Here is a 12,686-nt window from a genome sequence, read left to right as displayed (position 1 = left end):
CGTCCAGGAGACAAGTCTCCCAAGGTCGTAGTCGCTCGTCGCGGCTCAATCAGTCGGCCACCTGCTGCTTGAGCTTCTCGACGATATGGCCGCCGATGGGCAGCGCCGAGGTGGCCGCCGGCGACGGGGCATTGCCCACATTGAGCGTGCGTGGCGTACTGACGAACAGGAAGTCGTCGACCAGCTTGCCGTCCCGGGTCACCGCCTGGGCCCTCACGCCGGCCGGATATTGCCCCAGGTCATTCAGGGTCAGGCTCGGGCAGTACTTGCGCACCAGTTCCAGATACCCCCGCTTGTGCAGCGAATTCTTCATCTCGACGAGTCCTGGCCGCAGGTTCCTGCCCAGCACCCTGAGAACGCCGGAATCGGCGGCCATGCCGGCGAGGTCGCGCAGCGAGACGTCCCGTCGCCGATAGCCCTCGCGCTTGAAGGCCAGCACGGCATTGGGCCCCACGGTGACCGAGCCGTCGATCATGCGGGTCAGGTGCACGCCGAGAAACGGCATCGAGGGGTCCGGAATCGGATAGATCAGATGATGGACGATGTCATTGTGGCGTTCGGGTAACTGATAGTACTCGCCGCGAAAGGGGCAGATGGTGAAGCCCGGGTCCTGGCCCAGCATACGCACCACCCGGTCGGCCATCAGCCCGGAGCAGGTCACCAGGTAGCGACCGATGAACTCACCCTGCGAGGTCGTTACCACCACCTCCCGGCGACGCTCCGCCAGGGCGGTCACCTCGGCGTCATAGCGAATCTCGCCACCCAGCCGCTCGAACTCGGCGGCCATGGCACGCGTCACGGCGGCGTAGTCGACGATACCGCTGGATGGCACGAAGATGCCACCGAGGCCGGTGATATTGGGTTCGCGCTCGCGCAGCGCCTCGCCGCTCAGCCACTCGCGCTCCAGCCCATTGGCCGCGGTGCGTTCCCAGAGCGCCTCCATGCGCTGCTTTTCCAGCTCGCTGGTGGCCACCAGCAGCTTGCCGCAGCTCTCGTAAGGGATGTCGTGGCCGTCGCAGAAGGCCTTGGTGGCCCGGTTGCCTGCCAGACAAAAGCGCGCCTTGAGACTGCCCGGCGTGTAATAGACGCCGGCATGGATCACGCCGCTGTTGTGGCCTGTCTGGTGACGCGCCGGCGCCGCTTCCTTTTCCACGAGCAGCATGCGCCGATCCGGATAGGCCTGCTTGAGCTGCATGGCGGTGGACATACCGAGAATGCCGCCGCCGATGATGATGAAGTCGTGCATCGCCTGCCTCTTTTGTCGTAGAAACGTGCCGCCGGATCCGTCCCTTCGCCCTGTCGGCCGGCCTCCCCTCGACGTCCTTCCAAATCGGGCTTGCGAGACACTGGCGAAAGTGGGAAAAAGGTTGCATCCTGTAGCGGTCGACCCGTCCCATTGGAGCATCATGAGCACGGCAAGCCATACCTGCGAGACGGATCCCAGCGATCCTCCTCCACGAAGATGCCCTGACCTCGACGTCAGGGACCTTGAACAACGCACGCGCCTCATGCGCATCATCACACGGCTGATCGCCGTATCGGATCTCGGCAGCCGCGATATCGCCCGTCGAGCCGGCCTGCCGATGCAGAAGATCAGCGACCTCCTCGCCGGGCGCCTGGAGCAGCTGACGCTCGACGAGCTGCAAAGCCTGCGGCGGACCATCGACCCCGAACTCACGTCCTGACGACGCATACGCGGCGGCGGCTTGTTGTGCGTGCCGCCGCCGCCCGCTTTCGCAACCTCCACAACCAGGCTGTCCCGGACAGCCAGCCTTCAACGATCAGCGATACTGGGAGTGCCCCATGCGATACCTCGCTACCGGCCTGCTGGCCACCGGGCTTGTCATGGCCGCTTCGTCCTCCGCGATGGCCGATGGCAGTGCCAAGCTGGAAGCCCAGTCGGACCAGGGCGGCGTCACCATGGACGTCCGCTGGGCCGGCGATAACCTGCGGATGGATTTCCCCGACCAGTCACAGGCCGGCTTCATGCTGCTGCGCGACGGCAAGGGCTACATGGTCAGCCAGATGCAGGGGCAGACAATGGTCATGGACATGGCCAAGCTGAAGGACATGGCCGAAAACATGGGCGGGGGTGAGGTCGAGACCATGACCGGCCAGCAGGCCAGCCAGGTCGACGCCCTCGAATCCACGGGCGACAGCGAATCCATCGCCGGCCTCGAGGGCGAGGTCTACCGGCTCCAGTGGACCGACAAGAGTGGCACCTCGCACGATGACGAAATCGTGCTCAGCGATGACGCCCAGGTGCGGGAACTGATGTCGGCCTTCCACGAGTATCAGCGCACCATGACCGGTGAACCCGACCCCATTGCCACGACGCTGGAAGAACGCGGACTTGGCATGCTGCGCTTCGGTGACCGCTTCCAGCTGGCCGAGCTATCCGACGCCTCCCCGGCGCCGGATATCTTCGAGTTGCCCGAGAACGCCAAGACCTTCGAGGACATGATGCGTTCGGCCGTCTCGGAGTGACGCGAGTCACTCCAGGCGATCGGTCACCGCGCCCATCGAGGCCGAGCTGACGACTCGGGCGTACTTGGCCAGGGCACCACGGGTATAACGTGGCTCGGGACGCTGCCAGGCGGCGCGCCGACGCGCCAGCTCATCATCGTCCAGGGCCACGTCGATGGTGTTGGCCTCGGCGTCGATGGTGATGCGGTCGCCATCCTCCAGCAGTGCCAGCGGGCCGCCGTCGAAGGCCTCGGGCGTGACGTGGCCGACCACGAAACCGTGACTGCCGCCGGAGAAGCGCCCATCGGTGATCAAGGCGACCTGATCGCCGAGGCCCCGCCCCATGATCGCCGAGGTCGGCGTCAGCATCTCGCGCATGCCCGGCCCGCCGCGAGGCCCTTCGTAACGAATGACCACCACGTCGCCGGCCACCACGACGCCATCGTTGATACGCGCCTGGGCTTCTTCTTCCGAACCGAATACCCGCGCCGTGCCGGTAAAGTGCGTCCCCTCCTTGCCGGTGATCTTGGCCACCGCGCCTTCCGGCGCCAGATTGCCGTAGAGAATGCGCAGGTGGCTCTCGTCCTTGAGCGGGGCCTCCAGCGGGGCAATGATCGACTGTCCATCGGGATAAGGCGCCACCTCGGCCAAGTTCTCGGCCAGCGTCTTGCCCGTCACCGTCAGGCAGTCGCCATGCAGCAGGCCGGCATCGAGCAGGGTCTTCATCAACGGCAGGATGCCGCCGATGGCGACCAGCTCGCTCATCATGTAATGGCCGCTGGGACGCAGGTCGGCGAGCACCGGCACTCGACGGCCGATGGCGGTGAAGTCATCGAGGCTCAACGACACGCCGATGGTGTCCGCCATGGCAATCAGGTGCAGCACGGCATTGGTCGAGCCACCCAGCGCGATCACCACCGTGATGGCATTCTCGAAGGCCTCGCGGGTCATGATGTCCGAGGGCTTGATGTCGTGCTCGAGCAGCTTGAGCACCGCCTCCCCCGCCGCCTGGCTATCGCCGCGTTTCTCGTCTGACACGGCGTTCTGAGCGGAGCTGCCCGGCAGGCTCATGCCCAGCGCCTCGATGGCCGAAGCCATGGTGTTGGCGGTGTACATGCCACCGCAGGCGCCGGGGCCGGGAATCGCCGTTTCCTCGATGCGTTTCACGTCGATGAGGTCGAGATCGCCACGACTGTGGGCGCCCATGGCCTCGAACACCGAGACCAGATCGGTATGGTCGGCGCCGGGCATGATGGTCCCGCCATAGACAAAGACGCTGGGACGATTCAGACGGGCCAGCCCCATCAGGCATCCCGGCATGTTCTTGTCGCAGCCGCCCAGCGCCACCAGGCCGTCGAAGCCCTCGCAGCCGGCCACCGTCTCGATGGAGTCGGCGATCACCTCTCGCGACACCAGCGAATACTTCATGCCTTCGGTACCGTTGGCGATGCCATCGGAAATGGTGATGGTGTTGAAGACCACTCCCTTGCCACCGGCCGCATCGGCGCCGGCACTGGCCCGGTCGGCCAGCTCGGCGAGATGGCTGTTGCAGGGCGTGACCTGGCTCCAGGTCGAGGCGATGCCCACCTGCGGCTTGCTGAAGTCGTCATCGGAAAAACCGACCGCGCGCAACATGGCGCGGCTGGCCGACTTGCCGATGCCATCCACCACCGGGGCGGAATATCGGCGACGTGAGTCACTGGGTGTATCGCTCATGCGGGCTCTCCTCGGGTCGCTAGTCTGACCTTCAGAGGGTGGCTGGCCGCGCCCGCCATGGCAACCCGGTCGAGCCGATGTCCGGATCAGCGACGAGGATGGACGGCGTCGTGGAACGCCAGCTCCTTGGCCACCGTCTCGCGGAAGCGTTCGGCCATCCGCGAGAAGTCGGCGTCATCGAGCCCGGCCGCCTCTTCGTCCAGACGACGGCGCAGCCAGTCGACGAAGGCCCGGAAGTCCGGGTTGTCATGCAGGTCGATCCACTCGTCCATCAGCGGATGCAGGCCCTCGGCGCGGGAAATCCGGGTCGCCCAATCCAGATAGAGCCATTCGGTGACCACCAGGACCGCCAGCATCTCGGCATAGCGCCCTTCGCCGGAAGGCGCGCGTCCCGTGCCGGTATCGCGCAGCAGCTTCCGGAAGTCGCGGGTCGCCGGCAGGTACTCGGTCCGGGCCGACACCCCGAAAGCCTCGAAGGTCCGCTGGAAGGTGCTGTTCTCGTCACTGGTCAGCATGCCCATGAACTGCCCCAGCACCACGCGGTCCTCCATGTTCGGCGCATGACCGATGGCATGGCCGATCAAGGCGGTGAAGGGATCCACGAACCCGTAATCCTGCACCATGTAGGCGGCGAAGCGCGCGCCCTCCAGACGTCCGGAGGCCAGGTCATCGAACAGCGGGTGTTGCACGGTCGCGGACCAGTCGGGCTCGCTGATCTCGCGCAGCCAGTCGGTGATGCGGGGCGCTTCCCGGCCGGCGGCCCATGTCTGCCAGTTGGTGCGCGATGTCATGGCGTGTCTCCTTCACTTGTCAGGGGGTGGCGTGTGGTGGGCCGAAAGCCGGCAACCAGCAGGCTGACCAGGGTGGAAGCCACCAGGGCACCGAGGAACGGCGGCAGTGTCGGCACGCCCCCCGGGAAACTCGCCGCCAGGAGGCCAGCCACCGGCTCACCCTGGCTCACCCAGCCCGGCAGCACCGCGCCCAGCAGGCCGGCGACCCCGCCGGCCACCGCAGCCAGCGGGCTCATGCGACGCCACAGCCCCAGCAGTACCGGCACCACGATGGCCGCGCACAGCAGGTCGGCGACCAGGAACAGGCGCAACACGGACAGCCCCTGCAGGGCGATCACCACCACCGGAACCATCAAGGCCACGGTGACCAGCCGTGCGGTGCCGATGGACAACCCGCGACGGCCGGACCCCGCCACCACCAGCGAGGCGATGGCGTTCTGCAGGGTATCCACACTCGACGCCACCAGGGTGACGGCCAGCACCAGTGCCGGCACGCCGAGCCAGCTCGGCGCCTCGGTCAGCAGGGCGAAAAAGGGAATCGGCGGCTCACCCAATGGCAACCCTTGCATGGCGGCCAGCATGCCGAGGCCACCGATCGCCATGATCACCACCAGAACACTGCCACAGCCCAGCAGGGCGCCTCGTCCCAATGCCTGGCTCGTCTCGGCCGCCCAGATGCGTTGCCAGTAGCCCTGGTGGAAGAGGTTGGCCGCCGTCACCGCGATGACCAGGGTCAACGCCACCGATAGCGCCCCGCCGGTGGACGTGGAAGGCATCGTCGCCTCCGCCGGCAATGGCGGCAGGCGCCATACGGACACACCGGCAACCAGCACCAACAACCCGAGCAGCAGCCAGGCCTGCCAGCGATCCGTTGCCAGGCTGGCACGCAAACCGCCCAGTACCGTATACACCAGGGTGACGACGGCCACGCCGATCACCACCAGCGACGGCGGCACCTCGGACAGCAAGGACGCGATCGCACCGATGGCCGTCAGCTCGGCGGCCAGGAAACACGCCATGTAGAGAATCGAGACCAGCGCAACCCAGCGTCGCACGCCGACGCCATAGCACGCCTCGGCGAACTCGCCGATACTGCGCCCCTCGGGCAGGTGCCGACGAATCACCGGGCCATACAGCCCCAGCACGACGAAGGGCAGCGCCGAACCGACGGCATAGCCGGCCAGCGCCACCGGTCCCACGAAGGCGCCGATTTCCGGCGGCGCAAAGAGAATCCAGGCCCCCATGCTCGAGGCCAGGAAGGAAAGACCGATCGACTGAGCGCCCTGGGAGTTCCTAGCGGTCACATAGTCATCGAGGGGGCCATCGGCCCGGCGGGCCCGCAGGCCCAGGTAGGCAAAACACAGCAGCGCCGCGCCAAGCACGGCTGACGTCAGGTAAGGCATGTCGCGCTTCCTCCGCCGGCATGAACCGGATCAGGTTCCAGGGTCAGCGTCACGCGCTCTCTCAGTCCCGTCGATGACGAGACTCCCCTGGCGACAGTGGATGAATTGTGAGGGAAACGGCGCCGAACGCGACGTTTCCACGGCAGCCCGAAAAGGCCGCCCGACAGCATGCCATACTCGTCGCCGGAAGACGAATGCCCCGGGGCGCTTAGCAGGGTTATCGCAGTTACGCTTTGTCGCTCGGGGCTGATCCGTCGACAGGCCTGCGAGGGGGCGCTGTGAACCCCTCCCTGGGCGCTACCGATGCCATCCATGGCATCGGACCCCCTCTTCGACCTGTCCCCGGCGCCCCTCGCCAGATCCAACGGCGATAGCCCCGGGGCGCCTGGACCTTGTCCTGGAAGTCGGCGAGCGCTGGCAATTTTCGTACAGACCCTAAAATGCCGTTTCGAGCATCTCGGTCACGGTCAGCCGCTCATCGACCAGACAGATCCGCCGCCACTTGTCGAAGGTCAGGCAGGGATGCGAGGCACCGAAGGCCACCACATCGCCGATCCGCACATCGTCGGCGTCTTCGGGCAGGCGGATGAAGGCATGCTGGTCCATCAACTTGGTGATCTCCCAGCCCTCGACGCTCAGCACCTCATCCACCGAACCGCCTTCCCGATAGCGCCGCAGCGGCTCGGGAAGATGGTCGAAGCCGATATCGCGCTTGCCGAGCGCGACGATCGCCAATCCAGGTTCCGGCAATGACTGCACCTGGGCGAAGACCTCGAGCGCCGGCCGCAATCCTTCATGCAGATCGGGACGCCGCGACAGCACGCCGCGCTGGGCCTGGCGGTAGATGCCGTGATCGTGCACCACATAGCAGCCAGGACGAATCACCGGCGTGAAGCGTCGACGCAGCTCGGCCGTATCGAAGGCCTCGGCGATCAGGTCGTACCAGGCCGACCCCGACGCGGTGATGATCGGCATGTCCACGGCGAGCCGACCCTCGTCATCCAGGCAGCGGGCCGCCTCGACCAGCTGAGAGGCATAATCGCGAATCGCCGGCACCGGATCCTCGGCATGCACCACGCCCTCGTAGCCTTCCATGCCGGCCAATGCCAGGCCCGGCTCAGCATCGACGACCCGCGCCAGTTCCCTGACCGCCTCCACGGAGCGGCAGCCGGTACGACCGCCCTCGACGCCCAGTTCGATCAGCACCTTGAGCGTCAAGCCACGTTCGGCGAAGAAATGCCCCAGATCCCGCGCGTTGACCTCACTATCGACCACACAGAAGAAATCGGCGCCCGCCTCGAGCAATTCGGCGATGATCGCCATGTTGGCATGGCCCACCAACTGGTTGGCCATCAGCACTCGCACGACGCCACTGGCGAAGGCCGCGCGACACTGCGGCGCGGTGGCCAGGGTGATGCCCCAGGCGCCGGCCTCGAGCTGGCGACGGAACAGCGCGGGCGTCATGGTGGTCTTGCCGTGCGGCGCCAGCTGGGCACCATGCGACTCGGCGAAACGCTGCATCCACGTCAAGTTATGCGCCAGTGGTGCCGCCTGTATCGCCGCCGCCGGCAGGCTCACACCCCCCAGCAGTGAATGCCCGCCCTCCGGGGTTCCCTTGTCGCCCATTTTCGATGCCGTCTCGCGCATTTCGCCACTCCTCGTCCTGGGGCCTCGGCCTTGAGCCACCGTCTTGCCGACGACCCCTCTTGATAAAAACTTTCACAGATATTGATTTCTTGTTAGAAAATACCATACCTTGTTCGACAGGCAACCACGACGACACCTCTCAAGGCCATTCATCACACGCCAGGAGACAGCGGTGACTCAGGACATCGACATCCTGTCACGCATCACCAGCGATTTCGCCGGCTTGCGTGACGCCGAAAAGAAGGTCGCCGAATTGATCTTCGCCGATATCGATTTCGTCAGCGAGGCCAGCATCGGCGCCATCGCCGAACGCGCCGACGTCAGCGATGCCAGCGTGACCCGCTTCGCCCGGGCGGTGGGGTGCCAGAATGTACGCGATCTCAAGCGGCGACTGACGCACGCCCTGGCGGCCGGTCGACGCTTCATCCAGGATGCCGGCGATACCGACGGACTCGGTGCCGTCTACGACATCGCGACCCAGACACTCGACGTCAATCGCGAACTGATGGAACAGGCCGACGTCGCCGGTGCCATCGAACTGCTCGACGGCGCCCGCCAGATTCTGGTGTTCGGCGCCGGCGGCGGCTCCACCATGCTGGCCCAGGAACTGCAGTTCCGTCTGGTCAGGCTGGGGTATGCCATCAGCGCCTATCCGCAGTCGCTGCTGCCACGCATGGTGGCCTCGACCCTGGAGCCCGACGATGTGGTGGTCACTCTCTCGGTGAGCGGCTATACGCCCGAGATCGTCGAGTCGGCACAGATCGCCCGCCAGTACGGCGCGCGGGTCGTGGCGATCACCGCCAACGGCTCACCCCTGGCCGAAACCGCCGATGTGATTCTGCCGGTGGCCGCCCGCGAGACCGACTTCATCTATCACCCCTCGGCATCGCGCTATGCCGTGCTCGCCGCCATCGATGTGCTGGCTCTCGAGCTCGCCCTGCGACATCAGGATCGAAGCCGCGACAAGCTGCGCCGGCTCAAGATCACCCTCGATGCCCATCGTGGCGGCGACAACCGCCAGCCACTGGGGGAGTGACTGCTCCCCGCCCTAAGCGCTGACGCGCCACAGGCGAGGCTTCCCACTTCTCAGGCAGCAGCCGGCGACATGCCGGACTTACGCAAGCCTCCGTGGGCAGAGACGGACAGCCCTTCCGCCTTCAACTTCACGATGCCTTGATGCTTGATGTTCAGCGCCGCGTTGATGTCCCGGTCGTGCTGTGTGTGGCAGGCGGGGCACTCCCACGACCGGAGACTCAGCGGCATAGCGTCCATCTTGTGCTGGCAGACATGGCAAGTCCTGGAGCTGGCAAACCACGGGTCGATCTTGACCAGATGCTTGCCCTGCTCTCTGGCCTTGTAATCCAGCTTGGCAGTCAAGGCATGCCATGACGCATCGCCGATGTGTTTGGCGAGCTTGGCGTTCTTCATCATGTTGCGGACCTTCAGCGTCTCAACGATCACCGCTTGGTTGTCGTCAACGATCTGTCGAGAGAGTTTGTGCTGAAAGTCGTTGCGGGCATTGGCGACCCGCTCATGCGCCTTGGCGACGAGTAATCGTGCCCGGCCCCGGCGGGCACTGCCCTTCTTCGTGCGTGACAGCGCCTGCTGTTTGCGCTTGAGGTTTTTCTGCGCCTGCCTGAGGAATCGCGGGTTGGCGATCTTGCGGCCGGTGGAGTCAATGGCCAGATGCGACAACCCCATGTCGAGGCCGACGACACCGGCAGCGTCTATATCCTTCAGGAGTGCCGGGGCGACCTGTTGTGTTTCGTAGAGCAGCGAGGCGTAGTGCTTGCCGGTGACCGTTCGGGTCAGAGTGATGCTTTTCAGCCTGCCTTCGACCTGGCGATGCATCCTGGCCTTGATCGGCCCGAGCTTGGGCACCTTGATCCAGCTATCGCCGGCATTGACGCCGACGCAGTGATAGCTGGACTGCTTGCCCCGCTTGCTCTTGAAGCGCGGATAACCGGCCTTCTGCTTGGGGTCGAAGAAGCGCTGGAAGGCTTGATCGAGATTGATGCACGACTGCTGGAGAGCCATGGAATCCGCTTCTTTCAGCCAGCCATACTTGCGGGACTTCTTGGCCACCGGCAGCAGCTTTTTGATGTCGTGCTTTGCACTCAACGACTGACCATGGCGCATGTAGCGATGGGACATGATACGAAGGCCGGTGTTGTAGCAGAAACGCACCGCGCCGAACTGGCGGTTCAGAAACGCCACCTGCTCGACCGTGGGGTAGATACGTATCTTGGTGGCCTTCAGCATGGAACGTCATTAACAACTGGATGTATGTTCAGCGTATACCGCCGTGCCCAATGCCGCAAACCCAGCAGTGCTACCGCACTTCCCGCTTGTATCCCTGCCCGAGTGGGCGAGGGTTCACGCGGATTTTGCTGAACCCGTCGCTGGACAACAGCAACTTCGCCTTCCCCTTCCTGGCCACCGAAGTGCTGCCGATGGGACTCGGCCTGCTGCTTCTGGTCGCCGGTCTCTCGGCGACCATGTCCAGCGCCAGCTCCGACGCCATCGCCGGGGTCTCGACGCTGATGCGTGACCTCTATGTGCTGTTCACCGGCAGAACACCCTCGGCCCGTCACGTGGTGCTCTACTCACGCCTCGCACTGGTCGTCACCATCGGCCTGGCCCTGACCTTCGCGCTGGCCTCGGACAATGTCATCGACTACATCACCACGATGATCTCGACGGTGCTGGCCGGCATGTTCGTGTGCGGGCTGCTGGGCCGATTCTGGCCGCGCTACAACTGGCAGGGCGCAGTGGCCTCGCTGGTCACCGCCTCGGCCACCTCCCTGGCCATCACCGCCAATGCCGGCTGGAACGACTTCTGGGGCAACCCCAGCATTCCCTCGGTGCTGCTGGCGATCGGCGGCGGCGTGCTCGTCAGCTTGCTGACCCGGGCCCCGCGTACCACCTCCGAGCAAGCGCTGGCCATCCTCGACCAGGAACGACGTCGCATGGAGGAGGCGCCCGACGCCGACCTGACGGCTTCCACGGCATCCTCCAAAGGATAAGTGGCGCCTCCCATCGAGGACGACGACGGCCCCGTCTCGCGAGAGGCGGGGCCGTTCGCATCGTCATCGTCGCGGCGGGTCAACTCAGCGAAATCGTGCTGTTGATGCCGCTGGAGACGTTTTCCGGCTCGAACCAGCGGGCGGTGACCGTCTTGGTCTGGGTCCAGAAGGCGATCGCCTGCTTGCCGTTGGGGCCCAGATCGCCGAGCTTGGAGGCTCGGGAGCCAGTGAAGCTGAAGTAGGCCACCGGCACCGGGATCGGCACGTTGATGCCCACCTGGCCGACATCGATGTCGGTCTCGAAGCGTCGCGCCACCCAACCGGAGTTGGTGAAGATGGAGGTACCGTTGCCGTTGGGGTTGGCATTGATGAAATCGATGGCCTCATCCAGGGTCTCGACCCCCACCACGCACAGCACCGGCCCGAAGATCTCCTCGCGATAGATGGTCATCTCGGTGGTCACGTCACTGAACAGGGTCGGCCCCACAAAGTTGCCGTCGGGGTAGCCCTCCACCTGATGGCCTCGACCATCGACCAGCAGCCTGGCACCTTCCCGCTCGCCGGTAGCGATCAAGTCTTCCACCCGCGCCTTGGCGGCCGGCGACACCAGCGGGCCGAGGTCAGCATCACGCTGGGTGCCGGGGCCGACCTTCATGTTGCGTGCCCCCTCGACAATATCGTCCAGCCATGACCGCGCCTCGCCGACCAGCACCACCACGGAGTTGGCCATGCAGCGCTGGCCGGCGGCGCCGAAGGCCGAGCCCAGCAGGTTGTTGATCGCCTGGCTGCGATTGGCATCGGGCATGACCACGCAATGGTTCTTGGCGCCCATCATCGACTGCATCCGCTTGCCGGCGGCCGCGGCGCGGTTGTAAAGCAGCGAGCCGACATGGCTGGAGCCGATGAAGGACAGCGCCTTGATATCGGTGTGATCGGCGATCCGGTTGGCTACGTCCGGCCCGCCATGCACCACGTTGAGCACCCCGGCCGGCACGCCGGCTTCATGGGCCAGCTCCACCAGCCTCATGGTCGAGCTGGGGTCCTGCTCGGACGGCTTGAGCACGAAGGTGTTGCCAGTGGCGATGGCCAGCGGAAACATGAAGCAGGGCAGCATGATCGGAAAGTTGAAGGCCGTGATGCCGGCGCCCACGCCAAGCGGCTGGTTGAGGGTGTAGACATCCACCTCGCTGGCAGCATTCTCGGCCAGCTCGCCAAGTTGCAACGAGGTGATCGAGCAGGCGTGCTCCACGACTTCCAGGCCGCGCCCCACCTCGCCGGCGGCGTCCGGCAGCGTCTTGCCATGTTCTTCGGTGATCAGCGCCGCCAGTTCCTCGGTGTGCTCGCGGATCAGCGCCTGCAGCTTGAGCATGATGCGCTGCCGCTTGCCCAGCGGCACCTTGCGCCAGCTCCTGAAGGCCTCCTTGGCACTGGCCACGGCGCGATCGACTTCTTCCTCGGTACAGAAGGGAACGCGGGCGACCACCTCCTGGGTCGCCGGATTGACCACGTCGCGCACCTCCTGACTCCGTGAGGGGACAGCCTGGCCATCGATGTACAGTGGAATCTCGCGAACGGACATGGGGGCATGCTCCTGTGACGATTATGATTGTGGTGTCGTGTGCATATCGGCAAGGCAC

The 12,686-nt window shown here is 65.4% G+C and carries 11 protein-coding genes and 1 riboswitch; of the genes, 4 read left to right on the top strand and 7 right to left on the bottom strand.

The features are described from left to right. Positions 1–49: 49 nt before the first annotated feature. The gene (gene lhgO, locus RSO41_RS08195) at positions 50–1,246 is read right to left on the bottom strand and encodes an L-2-hydroxyglutarate oxidase (protein WP_315618625.1); all 1,197 of its coding nucleotides are present in this window, start codon (positions 1,244–1,246) and stop codon (positions 50–52) included. On the opposite strand from lhgO, the gene RSO41_RS08190 reads away from it, so the two are divergent. Both RSO41_RS08190 and RSO41_RS08185 read left to right on the top strand, forming a co-directional pair. Beyond that, entirely contained in the window at positions 1,194–1,685 is a 492-nt protein-coding gene (locus RSO41_RS08190; RefSeq protein ID WP_315618624.1) for an XRE family transcriptional regulator, read from the top strand. The genes lhgO and RSO41_RS08190 overlap by 53 nt on opposite strands. A 118-nt stretch (positions 1,686–1,803) precedes the next feature. After that, on the top strand, positions 1,804–2,487 hold the full coding sequence (locus RSO41_RS08185) for a hypothetical protein (RefSeq protein ID WP_315618623.1): 684 nt from the start codon (positions 1,804–1,806) through the stop codon (positions 2,485–2,487). Between the two features lie 6 nt (positions 2,488–2,493). On the opposite strand, the gene ilvD is transcribed toward RSO41_RS08185, so the two are convergent. The 4 genes from ilvD to RSO41_RS08165 form a co-directional block, all read right to left on the bottom strand. After that, positions 2,494–4,182, bottom strand: coding sequence for a dihydroxy-acid dehydratase (gene ilvD, locus RSO41_RS08180; protein ID WP_275285829.1), 1,689 nt, complete (start codon positions 4,180–4,182; stop codon positions 2,494–2,496). 86 nt (positions 4,183–4,268) lie between these two features. Then, complete coding sequence (locus tag RSO41_RS08175; RefSeq protein WP_315618622.1) at positions 4,269–4,973, bottom strand: TenA family protein; 705 nt, start codon at positions 4,971–4,973, stop codon at positions 4,269–4,271. Beyond that, positions 4,970–6,376, bottom strand: coding sequence for a sodium:solute symporter family transporter (locus RSO41_RS08170; RefSeq protein WP_315618621.1), 1,407 nt, complete (start codon positions 6,374–6,376; stop codon positions 4,970–4,972). Before RSO41_RS08170 ends, RSO41_RS08175 begins: the two co-directional genes overlap by 4 nt. Beyond that, positions 6,366–6,475, bottom strand: a riboswitch (TPP riboswitch). It overlaps the preceding gene by 11 nt. Before the next feature lie 336 nt (positions 6,476–6,811). After that, positions 6,812–8,023, bottom strand: coding sequence for an amino acid deaminase (locus RSO41_RS08165; protein ID WP_315618620.1), 1,212 nt, complete (start codon positions 8,021–8,023; stop codon positions 6,812–6,814). 172 nt (positions 8,024–8,195) lie between these two features. On the opposite strand from RSO41_RS08165, the gene RSO41_RS08160 reads away from it, so the two are divergent. Then, positions 8,196–9,059 carry a MurR/RpiR family transcriptional regulator gene (locus tag RSO41_RS08160; RefSeq protein WP_315618619.1) on the top strand — a complete coding sequence of 288 codons (864 nt, stop codon included), beginning with the start codon at positions 8,196–8,198 and terminating at the stop codon, positions 9,057–9,059. Positions 9,060–9,109: 50 nt separating this feature from the next. Here the strand turns inward: RSO41_RS08160 and RSO41_RS08155 are convergent, their stop codons facing one another. Next, positions 9,110–10,285 (bottom strand): RNA-guided endonuclease TnpB family protein, encoded by a 1,176-nt coding sequence (locus tag RSO41_RS08155; protein WP_315618617.1) that lies wholly within the window; start codon positions 10,283–10,285, stop codon positions 9,110–9,112. A 125-nt stretch (positions 10,286–10,410) separates the two neighbouring features. On the opposite strand from RSO41_RS08155, the gene RSO41_RS08150 reads away from it, so the two are divergent. Continuing rightward, entirely contained in the window at positions 10,411–11,049 is a 639-nt protein-coding gene (locus tag RSO41_RS08150; RefSeq protein WP_315618616.1) for a sodium:solute symporter family transporter, read from the top strand. A gap of 79 nt (positions 11,050–11,128) precedes the next feature. Here RSO41_RS08150 and RSO41_RS08145 read toward each other — a convergent pair whose 3' ends face one another. After that, entirely contained in the window at positions 11,129–12,628 is a 1,500-nt protein-coding gene (locus RSO41_RS08145) for a CoA-acylating methylmalonate-semialdehyde dehydrogenase (RefSeq protein ID WP_315618614.1), read from the bottom strand. Positions 12,629–12,686: the final 58 nt, after the last annotated feature.

It is taken from the genome of Halomonas sp. I1 (genome assembly GCF_032334135.1).
GTDB lineage: Bacteria > Pseudomonadota > Gammaproteobacteria > Pseudomonadales > Halomonadaceae > Halomonas.
The sequence above is the reverse complement of the archived record's forward strand: the minus strand, read 5'-3'. Positions and strand labels throughout refer to the sequence as shown.